Below are 18474 nucleotides of genomic sequence, written 5' to 3'. Positions count from 1 at the left end.
GCTAGGGTGCTGGCGGCAAGTTGCTATCGTCGGGCTTGGGGTGGTTGGTGCGGGCGGCGCGCTGCTTCTGGAGGGTGGTGTACCCCTCGATGATCTTGTTGAGCCGAGTCACCAGCTCGGCCAGCTCCGCCCGGTTGTAGAACTCCACCTCGCTTTCGATGAGGCGGAAGAGCTTGCTGATGGCGCTTCCTAGGCGGCGCGCCTCGGTGGTGGTGCAGCTCTTGGCTTCCTCTGCGGCCACCTTGTCGATGCGCATGGCCGAGTGCTGCCGGAACCGCCGCTGCGCCTCCTCGATCTGCTCCACCCAGTCGTGCGCCTGGATGGCGGCCACCGCCTGCACCAGCTCTGGTTCGGTGCTCAGCAGCGCCAGCAGCGTATCTACTTGGTTGGTTTCGTCGGCGTAGGCGGCCTTGCCCATGTCCCAGCCCACCTTGCGGAAGGTGTTCACGATTAGCTGGCCGCCCTGCGCCCAGCTGGGATCTTTGCGCTTGGCGCAGAGCAGCGCGTAGTCGCGGAGGTTGGCCAGCCCATGGTCGCGCTCGCCGTCGTCCGCCTTTACCTGGCTGCTGATGTCGGCTAGGCTGAGCTTCTCGAGCGACCTCTGGAACCTCGCCAGCTGCTCCTCAACGGCCTTCAGGTGGGCCTGTAGCGCCAGCGAGCACTCCGCAAACGGCGCCACCGCCGTAGTCACCTCGGCGGCAAAGCACCCCTTCTCGTTGATGTGCATCTTTTGGTAGTAGCATCCTTTTATCATACCGAAAAAAATGAGGCGGTTACGAACCTAAATGTAGCCGTTTCTGTCCAAGGTTGAACACCTATCTGTTAATAATATTAACTTCCGCCGCTTTTTTTTTCTGATGGACGGTGGCTACGGCTGCATTTTTGCTCGAAGGCCGCCTCTATGCGTACATACAAGGTGGCGCTGCCGCTGCCGATGACTTGTATGTATACATACAAAGTTGCCAGCGTTCGATGAAGGTTTTGTATGTATACATAAAAGGCCGCCACTGTCCGAATATCTATTTGTATGTATACATATAAATAAATTTTGATCCCGATTCTTTCTTGTATGTATACATATAAGAAAGATTTGACCTCGGGCAATGCTTATATGTATGCATAAAATTCTATTTCGGCACGAAGTCACCTTTGTATGTATACATATAATGCCGATTCCGAGCAGGGTTGTATTTATATGTATGCATATAAGAATGTCTCCATGCCGAGAGGTAGGGTGGTGCATGGGTAGTGGGCTGTTGTGGGAGACGGAGATTCTTCCATTCGGCGATGGAGCGGAGCCGCAATGGTGGATGGAAGGGCTCGATTACAGCAGATGGAAAAAGCTGCAAGTAAGGCAGGTTGGTCTATCTGTTGAAGTTCGACGGAAGTTGTAAGCCCGCATGTGCGGCTGCTCTGCTCGTCGCTAATCGCCGAGATGCCCGAAAACAGGGGCCTGGCTGGTGCTTTGCTAAATAAAAGCTACATTTGCGGACTCGTAATGACGAAAAATTATTAAAAATACTATATGAAAGCATTCTTTTGGCGTGCCCTGCTGGCGTGCCTCTTTGGGCTGACTCTGACGACCCCTTCGATGGGGCAAACTCCTGTTTACAACGCGTATGAGGTTGGGAAATTGAGGGCGTACTTTGATGCTAAATCCATTAATGAGTATACATGTAATGGGTTAATGCTCAATAAAAACTATGATCAAGATGATCCTTCAACCTATCCAGGGGTGACGTGGGGCGAAAATGCATATAATAAACGGGTCACTGCCATTAAACTCAGTTATAATAATTGGAGTTCTTCGCATTTTAAAGATATTGGTATTGTGCTTGATGTTTCATCTTTTGCATTGCTCAAGTCGTTTAGCCTGAATATACCAGAGCAAAGTGCAGTGGTTAAAGATTGTCCGTTGCTGGAATCTTTAACGATTTCGAGTTGGGCTGGAGAGATCGGGACTGTTTCCTGTAGCAACTTGCCCGCTTTGACTTCTGTACTTTTATCCTCTAATGGATTAGCAATCTCCAAACGAGCAGCTCTGGATTTTAGTAAAAGTTCAGGTTTAAAGACGTTTGAAGTTGGCAAAATCGACGTGGGGAATGCTATACTCGATAAAACTAAAGTTACTTGTTTATCTCTTAGTGGACTTGATCTTACCCAATTTCCGTATAGCGACTATCCTAATGTTAAGGATTTAACATTAGGATATAACTCTTTAACTAGTTTTGATCCCGCAAAACTATCAAATTCTCTTAATAGTCTCAGTTTGAGAGGCAACTATTTTAGCCTATCAGCTCTTTATGCCATTAATGGTTCTGTTTCTAGTTTCGATTATGCCCCTCAAAGACCACTGGTAATTGGTAACGATAAGGTTGTGGGTAGTACTAGGGTTAAAAACATAGGTGTTGATGAGGTGTTAGATCTTAGCAGTGAATATAAGTTAGGTTCTAGCGTAACAAACTTTGTTTGGAAAAGATCTTCAGATAATACGGTTATAACTCCGAAGACAAGTGATCTAGGTAAGTTTACTTTTGGTAAAGAAGTGGAGGGGCAGGTAATTTACTGCGAGATGAGCAATGCACAGCTTCCCTCTCTTATGAAGTCGATCTACTTGCCCTACCGTACTTGTGATGTATGTGTTGGTAGTACATTTAAGGAGTATCACCCTGATGAAGTCGCTAAGTTGAAGGCTTTTCTCAATAATCAAACTAACGGTAAGCAGGTAAACGCGGCTTACAATCCAAACGATCCTTCAACTTATGGGGTTACTTGGGTAGGAGTCATAGAAAAACGTGTTCAATCCATTGATTGGGGTGCAAAGGGGCTGTCAGGAGATTTGGATTTTTCCAACTTAATAGATTTAGAAAGGGCTTATATCACAAATAACCAACTTAAAACGGCTAATTTTAGTGGGTGTGCAAAACTTCAAAGTCTTGAGCTGAATATCAACCAATTGACCAGTATCGACGTTTCAGGCTGTAGCCAGCTCGATTGGTTTAGATGCCAATATAATAAACTTACGTCGTTAAATATTAGTTCACTAACAAAACTTGCCAATCTTGAGGCGGGCAACAATTCGCTAGTGGAGCTTAACCTTAGTTCAAATACGCTACTTAACAGGTTAGAATGTGGGAACAACCAACTCACTAGCCTTGATGTTTCTGGTTGTAGCCAGCTCTTGTCGTTCGGATGCAGTAATAATAAACTTACGTCGTTAAATATCAGTTCGCTAACAAAGTTGACCAGCCTTAATGTGCAAAATAATTTGCTAAAGGAACTCGATCTTAGCACAAATACGCTGCTTAGCAGCCTATATTGCAGTGATAATCAGTTTAAGTTTTCCTCCCTGCCGGTTAAGTCGAGCCTTACAACTTACACTTATTCTCCACAAGCATTGGTTCCCATTGGCAAGGATATAACTGTAAACGGATCAACCTTTAAGCATGTGGGTGTAAACGAGGCTGTCGATTTAAGCGCAGAGGCCACCGTTGAAGGCAAGAATACCGTCTTCGTATGGAAGAAGCGCAGCGATGGTTCGGAGGTAAAACCAACAAGTAGCACAGGTGCCAAATTTACTTTCGATGCATCGCTAGAAAAAGAAACAATCTATTGCGAAATGAGAAATGATGTATTCCCCAACTTTACAGGGAAGTATCCTCTTAGAACGATAGATGTTGTTATAGGAAACTCTTTTGATGTCTACAATGCCGACGAGGTGGGCAAGCTACGCGCCTTTCTCGACCAGCCATCGGCGGTAGTAGGTAAAACCAACGGTCAGCAGGTAGATGACGCCTACAATCCAAACGATCCTTCAACCTTTGGGGTTACCTGGACAACGGATGTCTATGAAAAGCGAGTTGAAGGCATATCATGGGAGTTGAAGCACTTGTCAGGAGATTTGAACTTTTCCAACTTTACACAGCTGAATTGGCTTTACGTTTATAGTAACCTGCTTAAAACAGTTAATGTTAGTGGTTGTACGATGTTAAGAGATCTAATGGTAAGTAGCAATCAGCTAACCAGTATTGACGTTTATGGTTGTAGCAAACTATGTCAGATTTCTTGCGAGTACAATAAGCTTACGTCGCTAAATGTTGGCTCGCTAACAGAACTTAAATACATTCGTGCGTATAACAATTCGCTAAAGGAGCTCGACTTTAGTTCAAATACGCTGCTTAGCGAGCTCAAATGTGGAGATAATCAGCTTACCCGCATTGATGTTTCTGGCTGTAGCCAGCTTTCGTTGTTTGAATGCCAAAATAATGAGCTTGCGTCGCTAAATGTTGGTTCGCTAACAAAGTTAACTACCCTTAATGTGGATAATAATTCGCTAAGAGAACTCAACCTTACCTCAAATACGCTGCTTAGTAGCCTAGAGTGCGGGAATAACCAGCTTATGTTCTCCACCCTGCCGGTTAAGTCAGGCCTTAAAACGTACACCTATATTCCGCAAGCGTTGGTTACCATCGGTAAGGATATGACCGTAAACGGAAACACATTTAAGAATGTGAATGTTGGTGAAATAATAGATTTAAGCGCCGAGGCTACCGTTGATGGCAAGAACACCACTTTCGTATGGAAGAAGCGAAGCGATGGCTCGGAGGTAAAACCAACAAGCAGTTCCGGTGCCAAGTTTACCTTCGATGAATCTCTTGCAAAAGAGACCATCTATTGCGAGATGAGGAATGATGCGTTTCCCCAATTTGCTGGAGATAATTATCTTAAAACGGTAGATGTTGCTATAGGAAACTCTTTTGATATCTACAATGCCTATGAGGTGGGTAAACTACGCGCCTTCCTCGATCAGCCATCGGCGGTAGCCGGTAAGACCAACGGTTTGCAGGTGAATGCGGGCTACAATTCCAACGATCCCTCCACCTTTGGGGTTACTTGGACAGAGGCTGCTGTTGAAAAGAGAGCTGAAAGAATAGTATGGTATAATAAAAGCCTGTATGGAGATCTCTGTTTCCCCGATTTTACGAAGCTAACTTTATTTCTAGTTTACAACAACCAACTTAAAACGGCAAACTTAAGCGGTTGTACGATGCTAAAAGACCTTCATGTGAATAGCAACCAGCTTACCAGCATCGACGTTTCGGGCTGTAACCAGCTTTGGTCGTTTAACTGTTATAATAATAAGCTTACGTCGTTAAATGTTGGTTCACTAACAAAGCTAACAAACCTGTATTGCCAGAGTAACCAGTTTAAGTTCTCTACCCTACCGGTTAAATCGAGCCTAACAACGTACTCCTATGCCCCACAAGGATATATAAATATTGGTAGAGATACTACAATTAATGGCAATGCTAAAAAATACATCAAAAGAGGGGAGGTTGTAGATTTAAGTAACGAGATTGTTGTCGGTAGTAAACCGTCGGTTTTTGAGTGGAAGATGAGAAGAGATAACTCAAAAGTAACACCAGTATCGAACAATGAAGGTAAGTTTACTTTTGGTTCATCTCTTATTGGAGAGTCCATATACTGCGAGATGAATAATGCTGCGTTTCCTGATTTTGCTGGGTCTAATGTGCTTCATACTGTAGATGTATTGGTTACAGATGCTTATAACCAGAGTGATGTTGGTAAACTTAAGGCTTTTCTACAACAGGAATCTGCAATTTCCGGACAAAAGAATTATCAAAGAATAGGGTTGGAGGTTGATATAAACGACCCATCGTCGTGGCCATTGGTAGAGTGGACGGCTTCTTCAACGAATAAAAGGGTGAAATCAATTATCTGGATGCGGAAAGATTTGGCAGGTAATTTGGACTTGTCGGGGTTGGATAGTTTAAAGTCGGTTGAACTTACCACCAATAAAATAGCTTCGGCAAACTTTAGTGGTTGTACAAAACTCGAAAAGATTTGGTTGGATGAGAATACAGTAACCTCCATTAATACGTCAACTTTAGCCAGCCTTAAGGAACTTAATGTAAACTACAATAAAATTACTCAACTCGATCTCTCTGCAAATACGAAGTTAGAGGAAGCCGAGTTTGCGAGCAACCTGCTTACTACGGTTAAACTACCGAATACACCGACACTAGGTTCTGTACGTGCGACACGAAACAACTTTAAGTTGTCGACATTACCCCCTGCATTAAGTCAGTATTATAGCTACTTCTACCAGCCTCAGAATCCAATGGTAATTGGTGATGCTGTGCAAGAGAATGGGAAGACTATCTATAAGGTTGGATCATATACTACTATTGATTTAAGTAGCGAGTTGACTATTGGCGGTAAAACAACGACTTATTCGTGGTATAACGTTAGCAAGAAGGCGGATATTACTCCAAGAACTTCAGCAAACGGTAAGTTCTCTTTCGATAACACTGTTGAAGGCGATACGCTGATATGCTATATGCGCAACGAGTCTTTCCCTGACTTTACGATGTTGTACCCATTTGAAACCGTGAAGGTGTTGGTTGTGTCAGGATACAACCAATACGAAGTGGGTAAGCTAAAAGCCTTTTTAGATCAACCTTCATCTGTAGCGGGTAAAACCAACGGGCAGCAGGTGAATGCCGCCTATGATCCAAACGACCCGTCTACCTTTGGGGTATCATGGACAGAGACTGCCATTGATAAGCAAGTGGCAAGCATATCATGGGCAACAAAGAGATTGTCGGGGAATTTAGACTTCTCCAACTTTACGCGGTTAGGTTGGTTTTACATTTATGGTAACCAACTTAAAACGGCTAATGTTAGCGGTTGCACGATCCTTAACAACCTTCAGGTGGATAACAACCAGCTTACCAGCGTTGACGTTTCAGGCTGTAGCCAACTTTCGTGTTTTGAATGCCAAGGCAACAAACTCACGTCGTTAAATGTTGGTTCGCTAACAAAACTCACCTCCCTTAATGCGCAAAATAATAAGCTAAAGGAACTCGACCTTAACTCAAATACACTGCTTAGTATTCTATACTGCGGAGATAATCTGCTTAAGTTTTCGACTTTACCTGTTAAGTCGAACCTTACAACGTACACCTATACCCCTCAAGGATTGATTGAGATTGGTAAGGACATAACAGTATACGGTAATACCTTTAAGCATGTGGGGGTAAACGATGCTATCGATTTAAGCGCAGAGGCCACTATTGGAGGTGAAACTACAACCTTTGTGTGGAAGAAGCGGCGAGATGGCTCGGTGGTTACCCCTGAAACCAACAATGGAGGTAAGTTTACCTTCAATACTTCGCTAACAAATGAGGCCATCTTCTGCGAGATGAGCAACGCTACCTTTCCCTCTTTTACGGGGAATAACATTCTTAAAACGATAGATGTGGTAGTGGGCGATAACCCCAATCCCTACAATAAATATGAGGTTGATAAACTCAAAACATTCTTAAATCAACCATCTGCTGTTGCTGGTAAAACTAACGGGCAACAGGTGAGTTCTGCCTACAATCCTGAAGATCCATCTACCTATGGAGTAACGTGGTCTTCAGATTTTTTTGAGAAAAAGGTTACTTCAATAGGTTGGAGTGCTAAGTCGTTAGCAGGGAATCTAGATTTATCTGGTTTTACTTCAATAGAGAGTATTGGTGGGGACTGGAATAGTTTAACAGGGGTGAATGTAAGAGGATGTTCTTCTTTGAGGTTGCTATATCTTTATGAAAATAAACTTACGTTGTTAGATGTTTTTGCTTGTGGAAAACTTGAATCTTTATTTTGTCAGAATAACCAGTTGGAAACTGTTGATTTAAGTACAACTCCTTTGTTGACATACTTTGATGTCAGTTTTAATAGTTTGAATTCTTTGGATTTAAAATCTCAAAATAGCCTGTATAAACTTAGTTGTGATAATAATAGGTTAACTTATTCTACCATGCCAACAAGGGCAGCATCTATAACTACGTTTAGTTGTGTACCTCAAAAAAAGGTGGAAATTGGTGAAAAGCAGATTGCAGGAACGACTGAAAAGTATTTTCTGGGAGCTGATCAAGTTGTTGATCTTAGCAAAGAAGATATTGTAAAAGGTGTTCAGACTACATTTACTTGGAAAGATAGTTATGGTTCGGTTGTGACCCCGACTACATCAAATGGAGGTAAGTTTACCTTTAACAGCACGTTTGTAGGAAAAAAGTTGTATTGTGAGATGGCTAATGCTGGCTTCCCAGATTTTGTTGGATATAACATTCTTAAGACTGTAACAGTTGAAATAGTGCCTGCCTACAACCAAAATGATGTAGATAAACTAAAGGTATTCCTTAACAAGCCTTCGCAGGAGTCGGGGAAAACCAACGGTCAGCAATTAAATACAACCTATAATCCTGAAGATCCTGCAACCTACGGGGTAGCTTGGAGTAGACATAATGTCAATAAGCGAGTAATTAACTTCCAATGGTATGATAAGAAACTTTCGGGCGATTTAGACCTGAGCGGCTGCGAGTTATTGAATGATGTGTTTATTTCGAACAATAAGATTCCATCAGTTAACTTTAAGGAATGCTCATCGCTGGTAAATCTTTATGCCGAATCTAACGAAATCGCTTCGGCTTCATTTGATAAGCATCCATTACTTGAATCGGTTGACATTTCTCTGAATAAGTTAACTTCTCTTGCAATACCAGAGGCTCCAATGATCTCTTACCTTTTTGCGGCAGACAATAAGTTATCTCAGATAGATTTAAGTAAGATGGCTTCTTTAACCAGAGTCAAGTTAATGAGAAACGAGTTTTCTTCAATGGATGTATCTGGTCTTACCAAACTGCAGATGTTGAAGGTTGAAGGTAATAAAATTACCGGAGTAAAGTTTGGAGGTAACGAGCAGCTGGTTTTGGTAAACCTTGATAATAATCAGTTGTCATCTGTTGATGTTTCTAGCCTTACTTCTCTAAGCGATCTTGCTCTGTCGAATAATAAACTATTGCTTTCCAGATTGCCTCTTAGTAAGGCGGCCTATACAAATTATTCCTATGCACCTCAACCTTTAATGGCAGTAGGTCATGCTAAGCAGGAGGGGAACGACGTTAAGTATTTCATATGTGCAGAAGAACCATTGGACTTAAGTAGTGAACTTAACGTTGGTGGAAATGTGACGACATTTGTTTGGAAGAAAGCTGATGGAACTGTTGTTTTACCAACTACTTCAAATAATGGGGTATTTACTTTCTCTACGGACTTAATTGGCGAAACTCTTTATGGGGAACTGTCAAATGCTTCCTTTCCTGATTTTGCTGGTGATAAAGTATTTAAAACCGTAAAGTTTACAGTACTATCACCATACAACGAAGAGGAGGTTGCTAAACTGCTTGGCTTCTTTGGGCGTCCATCTATTAATGGAGCAACTAACGGTAGCAGCATTGGTATATCTAAGATGAATAATCCTAACTCTTGGCGAGGTATAGAATGGACAAGTGAGGTTTCCGATAGACGAGTGAAGTCCATTAATTGGGCTAGTCTTGGAATAGCAGATACTCTTAATGTTTCTAATTTTGTTAAACTAAACTCAGTTGATGTCTCTGATAACAAGTTGACTAAGATAATTTCGAACAATACGCCACTCCTTAAAAGGGGTTTATTCAGTAGCAATAGTCTTAAGTTTTCTACTATGCCGACAAGTACATCTTTTGATGAGTATAACTGCTTTCCTCAAGATAAACTGGAAATTGGGAAGAAGGCAGATAATGGCAGTTACACTTTAATGGCAGGTGAATATATCGATTTGAGTAGTGAAGTTGCAGTTGAAGGTCAAGCAACCAACTTTATCTGGAAGGATGAAGCAGGAAAGACAATTATTCCAACGAAGGCTGAAAATGGAAGGTTTGCCTTTAATAACGACTTTATTGGTCTAAAGATATACTGCGAACTCTCAAATTCTATATTTCCGAATGGAAGTATTCAAACTGTGTTTGTTCTCATTCCTAGTTCAAAGTTTGAAAGTAAGTTTGGAAAAGAGGTGAGTATTGCAGTTTACCCAAATCCAACCACCTCAATTCTTAAAGTCGAAATTGATGAAGTAATTCGTGAATATCGTATTTATTCGGTAAGAGGAGTCTTGGTGAAATCAGGATCTATAAATGACTTTAAGGCAGAAATTAACGTGCAAACCCTAACGTCAGGAACATATTTGCTTGAGTTGACTGATGGTGCCAAGGTTTACCGCTCAAAATTTATAAAGCAGTAAGTTTTGTTGATATCAAACTCTCCGTTTAAGTGGCGGGGAATTCTAATGGTGAAAAAAAGAGGCAGCATTCACATGCGGCCTCTTCTTACCATTTGGGAATAATAAATGGTTACTTTACTTAAAAAAATAAAGCTGGCTGTTGGAATATAAGGGATAAATTTTTGTTCATTGCTAAAGTCTACTTTTTCTTAATCTGAATTCTCTTCTCACCGTTTGAACTGAATCAAATGTTCTTGTTGAGCGAACTCTTCTATTAGAACGGCAAAAGGTATCAATTTGTTTGCTTTAAGCACGAAAAAAAAACGAAACAACGTTAAATCGATGTCGAGCCCTTCGCTATGTAGGGTGCGACATTCACAAAAATATGGCTACTTTACCACAAAATCCACCAGATTTTTAATTTTTGCTATGCGAATTTTCTTGATAGGCTATATGGGATGCGGTAAAACCACCGTAGGGAAGCGTCTGGCGAATAAGCTAGGGCTCCGTTTTCTCGACTTGGATAGCTACGTGGAGGAGAAATATGGGAAAACGGTAGCCGAACAGTTCGAGGAGGTTGGCGAATCCGGATTCCGTGAGCGTGAGCGTAATGCCGTGAACGATATATGTGCGCAATTTGATGATATTCTTGTTTCTACTGGCGGCGGCGCGCCTTGCTTTTTCGACAATATGGAAACGATGAATGCCGCAGGGGTGACAGTCTACCTAAAGATGACGGCCTTGGCGCTTGCTAGCCGCTTGAAAGGAGCTCGCAAGAGCCGTCCTTTACTAAGGAATAAAACGGAGGAAGAGCTTGTCGCCTACATTGAAAAGACACTTGGCGAGCGCGAGGTGCACTACAATCAGGCTCACATTGTAGTTTCCGCGTTAAGCATCGATGTGGATGGGCTGGTGAATCGCATATACCATGCGTTAAATCCACGCTAGAAGCCGACCCCTATCCCCAATTTCAAATAGCGTGAGCTAAAGCCGTTGTTGGCAACAACGTTGTTTGCGCTTAAGTCCGTTATACCGTAATGGAATGATACATCTATTATAATGGATAACTTTCCTACAGGAATAGATGTGCCACATCCTGCTATTCCGCAGGCCTGCATGTTCTGAACCTTCTTGGTAACATCAACGTAGGCGGTGCTCGAAGTGTACGTACTTCCTATCGAACTTTCTTTATTCAAAGCGGCTTGTGCTTTTACGATATAGGTGCCCGATATGCCAATCTTTAGGTACATATCTGGCGAAGCATTGGGCAGGTGGTATTTCGCTGTAACGGGGATGTCTACCCCATACATGGTAAGATCGACCGATTTTACATCGCTAAGAAATGATGAACTTGGGTTGAACACCAGCGAAGATGGAACTTTTTCCCCTCCAAATTGGATGAAGTTAACCTCCACCTGTCCACCAATATTTTCGATGAACTTGTATTCGAAGAATCCTCCACCAAAAAAGCCAAAGTTGCAGTTGGAACTGCTGCTATTGTCTGGGGCTATACTTGATATGCTAATGCCACCTGTAGCCCCGTAGCTGAATGGGGCATTTGATTTGGATGACTTGTAGGATCGCCTTGGTTTTGCCGCTATGTCAGAGGGCATTTCTACTAGTATTGCTAACAGTAGAAGTAGCGTGAGTAATTGTGTGAGTGATTTCATGCGTCCAAATGTTGATGTTGTTCCCTATAAAACGTTCATTTCTAACCCTAAGAAACTTTTCGCTAAGATAGTTTATTTAAAAAAGGATTAAAACTTCATCTAAAGATTATTTTGGTTGGAGGTCTGGATTTAGATTACCTATCTTTGACCAGTTGGTTAAACCGATTAATCAAACTTAATGGTCAAAGATAAAAACGTTAATATGGAACAGTCAGCAGAGGGGAAAATACTAGCTGCCGCCAAAAGGGTGTTTGTAGAAAAAGGTCTTGATGGTGCTCGGATGCAGGAGATTGCTGATGAGGCGGGGATGAGTAAGGCTTCGCTTCATTATTACTACCGATCGAAGCAGCATTTATTTGATGGAATTTACATGCAGGTATTCAGCGATGTGATTCCGCGCATATTTGAGATAATAAATTCAGACTTATCGCTCTTCGATATAATAAGGCGTTTCTTTGAAATGCATATCGAGTTTTTAAAGCAGGATCCTTCCACTCCAATGTTTGTTTTAAGGGATATAAATAGAGTTCCGCATTTGCTGGAAAGAATATTGAAGGAGCGTAATGTGGATATATACGCAGCCGTAAACGCTAAAATTGCAGATGCCGTGGAGAGGGGCGATATTAAGTTCATCAGGGGAGAAGAACTCATCTTAAATATGGTTTCGCTTAGCATCTTTCAGTTCGCAGGGGCTCCTATCTTTAAAACAATAGGAAGAATTTCTGATGAGGATTTCGATAAGCTTATAGAGGAGCGAAAAAAAACGCTGGCAGAGTTTGTTATTAGTGCTATTAAAAGATAAAACATAAGATATGATTCGATTAATTCTAGGACTCATCTTAAGTGGAACTATCTCTGCCAATGCTCAGGAGATGAAGTTAGCTGATTGCTGGCAAAAAGCAGAGCAGACCTATCCTCGAGCAAAGGATAGGCAGGAATATGAGCAGATTGCCAATTTGAAGATGTCAAATCTGAAAACGGCTTATCTGCCAAGGGTTGATGCTAACGCGCAGGCAACCTACCAATCGGATGTTACCCACATGGATTTGAGCAATATCCCAATTAAAGGTCTTTCGATTGCTTCGCCGGATAAGGATCAGTATAAGCTTACGGTGGATTTGAGCCAGCTGATTTGGGATGGCGGACAGGTTACAGCGTCTAGGAAGCTGGAGTTGGCAGGATTGACTGCCGATAATATGCAAGTTGCTGTCGATTTGTATGCGCTGAAAGGACGTGTTACGCAACTCTTCTATGGAATTGTTCTTAAGAAGCAGCAGTTTAAGATTCAGGAGGCGCTAAAAGCCGATTTGCTGCAGAAGTTAAGCAAAACATCGTCGGGTGTGCGTAATGGGGCTGTGCTTAAGGCAAACGAGCTGCTGCTTAAGGCTGAAATCGTTAAGCTTAATCAGGAAATGGCATCAACGGAAAGTGATAGGAAGGGGCTAGTTGATGCGCTGGCTGTGCTAGTTGGATCAACAATCTCCTATTCTTCCAATTTTGTATGGGATGAGGCTCCATCGGCAGGTGGATTGCGACCTGAACTTGAGCTTTTCAAGTCGCAGAAGGCTCGACTTGATGTGGCTAACGAGCTTTACACTGCAAAGCGAATGCCTAAGGTTTCTGCTTTCGGTCAGGTTGGATATGGTAAACCTGCGCTGAACATGTTCAACAGCAGCTTCGATTCTTTCTACTACGTTGGGGTTAAAGCAACTTGGAACATCTTTGATTGGAATAGCACTAAGCGAGATCGACAGACCTTAAGGTTTCAACAAAACATGGTAGACACCCGTCAAGCGATGTTTGAGCAAGCGCAGAAGATGGAGTTGGCGCAAGAGTCTAAGTCATTATCGAAATATGAGAACCTTTTGATAACTGATGAGGAACTTATTATTGCTCGTGAGGAGGTTGCTAAATTATACTCGGTGATGTACGACAACGGTGCTATCGATGCGGCTGATTATGTAGGTCGTCAGACGGAACTGAAGCAGGCAGAGCTCAATCGCGAGATGCATAAGGTTATGCTTGCTTTTAGTAGGGTAAATGTCAATATTATTAATGGTAAATAGGAGAATTGTATGAGAGCTTATATAGTGGTAGCCGCAATAGCGGTAGCAGCATTGACTGGATGCAATGGCGGAAATGAGAAAAATGATGCCTACGGTAATTTTGAGGCTGTTGAAGTGGTTGTTTCCTCGGAGGTTAATGGACTAATTACTTCGGCTTCGGTTGTAGAGGGAAACGAAGTTGGCGTAGGTCAGGTTCTTTGCACGATAGACTCGTTGCAGAATAGGTTAAGGATCGATCAAATGCAAGGAATGAAGGAGGCAACTCAATCGAAGGTTGGGACTATTGAAGCGCAGATCGCCGTGCTTCAAGCACAGAAGCAGACTGCTGATAAAGATTACGCCCGAATCTCTGCAATGCTAAAGGATGGAGCCGCAACTCAGCGCGATTACGATAATGTTAGCGGGCAATTGAATGTAATAAACCGACAAATTGCACAAGCCAAGAGCCAGCTGGCAGGAATTCAAGGAGAACTAAAAAGCCTCACCTCGCAGGAGTCGCAGGTTGCCGATTTGGTTACGAAGTCGGTGGTTAAATCGCCAATTGCAGGAACGATTCTCGATAAGTACATCGAAAAGGGAGAACTGGCTGTTCCTGGTAAGCAACTCTATAAGATTGCAGATACCAAGACGCTGGTGCTAAAGGTGTACGTTTCGGGCTCGCTTCTTCCAAAGGTGGTGGTTGGTAAGAAGGTTGCAGTTTACATCGATAAGGATAAGAAATCTGACGAGAAGTTGGAGGGCGTTGTAACCTGGGTTTCGCCACAGGCTGAGTTTACTCCAAAGATCATCCAAACCAAGGAGGAACGGGTTGATTTGGTTTACGCCGTTAAGGTTAATGTACCCAACGATGGTAGATTGAAGATTGGAATGCCTGGTAGTGTGGTATTCTAGTTGTGAGTACTGAGAAGTGAATAAAAAAAAGTGATGATAGCACTCAGCATAGAGAATATCAGAAAGCATTTTGGCGAGGTGGAAGCGCTGAAAGGTGTTTCGTTGAGCATAGAACAGGGGGAACTATTTGGGATAATTGGTCCAGATGGTGCCGGCAAGACTACCTTGTTTCGGTTGATTGCCTCGCTTCTGCTTCCTTCGTCGGGGAAGATAACTGCACTCGGGCTCGATTCGGTGAAGGACTACAAGCAGATTCGAAAGATGGTGGGCTATATGCCCGGAAGGTTCTCGCTTTATCCCGACCTGACGGTTGCGGAGAATCTCAACTTCTTCGCATCGGTTTTCGGGACAACCATAGAGGAAAACTACGACCTGATTAAGCCTGTGTTTAAAATGTTAGAGCCATTTAAAGACAGGCCTGCAGGAAAGCTCTCGGGGGGAATGAAGCAGAAGCTAGCCCTCTCCTGTGCGCTGATCCATAAACCTGAATTGCTGCTGCTCGATGAGCCTACAACGGGCGTCGATGCTGTATCGCGAAAGGAGTTTTGGGAAATGCTTAAAATGCTAGAGCAGCATGGCATCACCATTGTAGTTTCGACGCCGTACATGGACGAGGCAAGCCTTTGCGATAGGGTTGCGCTCATTCAGTCGGGTGAGATCCTTAAGGTCGATAAGCCTTCTGCCATTATAAGAGATTTTAGCAAGCCGCTCTACGCTCTTCCAACGGTAAACATATACGCATCAATTAAGGCGTTGCGGGCGATGCCCGAGGTGGAAAGCGCATTCGCTTTTGGACAGAACGTACACGTTGTGCTGAAGAACGAAAATGCCAGAGCGAGCGTTGAGCAGAAGCTCGCAGAATGCGGAATCGCTCAACCCTTACAGCCAACCGAGGCGACCATCGAGGACTGCTTTATGGATTTGATGGTCTCGGTTAAGTAGCTGCTGAAAGAGGTAAACAGCTATCGCTTTAATTAGATTGTTTAGGCTCAAAACTGAAGCGCTGCTTCTTATCGGAGGTTATCCCCCGCTGGCGGGGGCGAGGGGGTGGAAGCAAAGGCGGCAATGAAAAGTCTTTTACTCACGTAAAATCAGCAATAATGGACAACTCGGGCTATAATAAAAAGCTGAAATCGTTTGCCAATAGCTTGCGGCATAACATGACTAAGGCAGAAGCTTGTCTTTGGAAGTACGCTTTGGGCAATAGGCAAATGATGGGCTTACAGTTTCGAAGGCAGCGTCCTATTCTTAGCTACATTGCCGATTTTGTATGCCTTGAATTGAAGCTAGTTATTGAGGTTGATGGCTACTCTCATCAGCTAGAGGAGGTCCATCTTCGTGATATGAAAAAGGAAGACGATCTTCGAAATGCAGGGTTCCGAATTCTTCGATTTTCCGATAACGAGGTGTTAAATCACATTCAAATGGTAAAAGAGGAGATTGAACGAACGATTATAAGTGTAAAGGGGGAGACTTAATGAAGGCTCCGTCCACCCCCTACCCCCGCCAGCGGGGGATATCCTTCGATTGATTGCTGGTTTATTCCTCAGCGAAGGCGAATTGAGGGTGGCATTTGGGGTTGAGCCTTTTATGCATGCTAAATGTGCCGCCGTATTTAGGCTAGCGTCTTTTTTCAAACAAGAATTATGATTACCGATAGCAAGATAATAGAGGTTAAAGATCTGGTAAAGAAGTTCGGCAGCTTTGTTGCCAACGACCATTTGACCTTCGACGTTTACCAAGGCGAGATATTCGGTTTCCTTGGGGCAAACGGCGCCGGGAAAACCACCGCCATCAAGATACTTTGCGGGCTATCCTCGCCCACATCGGGGAAAATCTCGGTGGCAGGCTTCGATGGCTACACGCAAACCGAGCTGATTAAGCGCAATATCGGCTACATGAGCCAGAAGTTCTCGCTATACGAGGACCTAACGGTTGCCGAGAACATCCGATTCTACGGAGGCATCTACGGAATGGCGATGAAGGAGATCAAGCAGAAGACGGAGCAGCTGCTAAAGCGCTTAGGCTTTTACGAGGAGCGTAATACCCTTGTTGCATCGCTTCCACTTGGATGGAAGCAGAAGCTTGCCTTTTCCGTTGCCATATTTCACGATCCCAAAATCGTATTCCTTGACGAGCCAACGGGCGGCGTTGATCCCATAACGCGCCGACAGTTCTGGGAGCTGATATACGAGGCAACCGAACGCGGTATAACCGTGTTCGTAACCACCCACTACATGGACGAGGCGGAGTACTGCAACCGCGTTACCATTATGGTAAACGGCAAAATTGAAGCGCTCGATACCCCAACGATGCTTAAGGAAGCCTATAAGGCAGAAACTATGGACGAAGTCTTTCTAAAGCTCGCCCGATAGGGAGTAGGGAGAAGGGAATAGCGATTAGAGAGTGATTGACGAACGGGAGCGTTGAGACCTATTTTAGTAATCAATGTTCTTTATCCTCCCGCTTAGGCGGGAGGTAGGGGAGGGTAAAAGACTTATAAGTAAGGTTATCCCTCAATCTCGAAAACTCTTCGCTTACATCAAAAAAATGAAGTAGAACATGAAACTAAAGAGGCTAGGTAGCTTTTTGTCGAAGGAGTTTAAGCATATCTTCAGGGATAAGCGTTCGATGCTGATCCTTTTCGGAATGCCGGTTGTGCAGCTGCTGCTTTTCGGATACGTTATTACCAACGAGCTGAAGAACGCTAACGTAGCGGTGCTCGACAAAAGCAAGGATGCTACCACCAAAAAGATAATCGGCGCGTTGGATGCTTCCAACTACTTTCAGTGTACGGATTTCCTGACGGACGAATCGCAGGTGAAGGAGGTGCTACGTTCGGGGAAGGTGAAGATGGTTGTTGTGTTCGACGCCAGCTTTGAAAAGAACTTGGTGGATCATAAAAAGGCGCAGGTGCAGATTGTTGCCGACGCCGCCGAACCCAATGTGGCCAACGCATCGGTAGGTTATACCTCGCAGATCGTTAACAAGGCGGTGAACGATATCTTTCACCAGGAGATGAATAGAGGTGTGATCGTTCAGCCACGAATGGTGTACAACGAGGAACAGCAAAACGTCTTCATGTTTGTTCCTGGAACCATGGCGCTTATCCTAATGCTGATCTCCGCCATGATGACCTCCATAACCATTGCTCGCGAGAAGGAGCGCGGAACGATGGAGATCCTGCTGGTATCGCCACTAAGGCCGTCGCAAATAATAATGGGCAAGGTGCTTCCCTACTTCTTCCTGTCGTTTATCAATGCGGTTGTCATCTTGCTGCTAAGCCAGTACGTGTTTGGGCTTCCAATACGCGGCAGCTACGTTCTGCTGCTGGCCGAAAGCATGCTCTTCATCCTGATGGCGCTTTCGCTGGGCATCCTTATCTCTACGGTTTCGGCAAGCGAGCAGCAGGCGATGTTCATATCGATGTTTGCGCTGCTGATGCCTACCATGCTGCTCTCGGGCTTCATCTACCCCGTGGAGAATATGCCCTCGTGGCTTCAGGTTATCTGCAACATCATTCCGGCACGCTGGTTTATCGTCATCGTTAAAGGAATAATGCTGAAGGGGAGCGATCTGATGGGGGTGTGGAAGGAAACGCTCGTGGTGGTTGGCTTCACCGCCATCTTTATCATTGGTAGTATTAAGAAATTTAAGGTAAGGCTGGAGTAGGTAAGACTTTAGATATTAGATGTTAGACGTTAGACACAAGACGCAAGACACAAGACGGGATGGAGAT

General features: G+C 43.8%; 11 protein-coding genes. 9 read left to right on the top strand and 2 right to left on the bottom strand.

Features of this window, described 5'->3' with window-relative positions:
- Position 1: 1 nt before the first annotated feature.
- Positions 2–754: a DUF6261 family protein gene (locus tag ACHZA1_RS05560; protein ID WP_320054242.1), complete on the bottom strand. Its 753-nt coding sequence runs from the start codon at positions 752–754 to the stop codon at positions 2–4.
- 771 nt (positions 755–1525) lie between these two features.
- On the opposite strand from ACHZA1_RS05560, the gene ACHZA1_RS05555 reads away from it, so the two are divergent.
- Positions 1526–10129: a T9SS type A sorting domain-containing protein gene (locus ACHZA1_RS05555; protein ID WP_320054241.1), complete on the top strand. Its 8604-nt coding sequence runs from the start codon at positions 1526–1528 to the stop codon at positions 10127–10129.
- 408 nt (positions 10130–10537) lie between these two features.
- On the top strand, positions 10538–11056 hold the full coding sequence (locus tag ACHZA1_RS05550; protein WP_320054240.1) for a shikimate kinase: 519 nt from the start codon (positions 10538–10540) through the stop codon (positions 11054–11056).
- Here the strand turns inward: ACHZA1_RS05550 and ACHZA1_RS05545 are convergent.
- Positions 11053–11721 (bottom strand): porin family protein, encoded by a 669-nt coding sequence (locus tag ACHZA1_RS05545; protein ID WP_320054239.1) that lies wholly within the window; start codon positions 11719–11721, stop codon positions 11053–11055. The genes ACHZA1_RS05550 and ACHZA1_RS05545 overlap by 4 nt on opposite strands.
- Positions 11722–11980: 259 nt before the next feature.
- On the opposite strand from ACHZA1_RS05545, the gene ACHZA1_RS05540 reads away from it, so the two are divergent.
- From ACHZA1_RS05540 to ACHZA1_RS05510, 7 genes are all read left to right on the top strand, one after another.
- A complete protein-coding gene (locus ACHZA1_RS05540) occupies positions 11981–12580 on the top strand; it encodes a TetR/AcrR family transcriptional regulator (RefSeq protein WP_320054238.1) in 600 nt (199 codons plus the stop codon).
- A 10-nt stretch (positions 12581–12590) separates the two neighbouring features.
- On the top strand, positions 12591–13844 hold the full coding sequence (locus ACHZA1_RS05535; RefSeq protein WP_320054237.1) for a TolC family protein: 1254 nt from the start codon (positions 12591–12593) through the stop codon (positions 13842–13844).
- A 9-nt stretch (positions 13845–13853) separates the two neighbouring features.
- A complete protein-coding gene (locus tag ACHZA1_RS05530) occupies positions 13854–14735 on the top strand; it encodes an HlyD family efflux transporter periplasmic adaptor subunit (protein ID WP_320054236.1) in 882 nt (293 codons plus the stop codon).
- A gap of 33 nt (positions 14736–14768) precedes the next feature.
- A complete protein-coding gene (locus ACHZA1_RS05525; RefSeq protein WP_320054235.1) occupies positions 14769–15677 on the top strand; it encodes an ABC transporter ATP-binding protein in 909 nt (302 codons plus the stop codon).
- A gap of 158 nt (positions 15678–15835) precedes the next feature.
- Entirely contained in the window at positions 15836–16213 is a 378-nt protein-coding gene (locus tag ACHZA1_RS05520; protein WP_320054234.1) for an endonuclease domain-containing protein, read from the top strand.
- A 168-nt stretch (positions 16214–16381) separates the two neighbouring features.
- Positions 16382–17110, top strand: a complete 729-nt coding sequence (locus ACHZA1_RS05515) for an ABC transporter ATP-binding protein (RefSeq protein ID WP_320054233.1) — start codon at positions 16382–16384, stop codon at positions 17108–17110.
- Between the two features lie 187 nt (positions 17111–17297).
- On the top strand, positions 17298–18407 hold the full coding sequence (locus tag ACHZA1_RS05510; RefSeq protein ID WP_320054232.1) for an ABC transporter permease: 1110 nt from the start codon (positions 17298–17300) through the stop codon (positions 18405–18407).
- Positions 18408–18474: the final 67 nt, after the last annotated feature.

The sequence above is a fragment of the uncultured Acetobacteroides sp. genome, from assembly GCF_963667355.2.
Lineage (GTDB): Bacteria > Bacteroidota > Bacteroidia > Bacteroidales > ZOR0009 > Acetobacteroides.
This window is presented reverse-complemented; position numbering and strand designations above follow the sequence as displayed.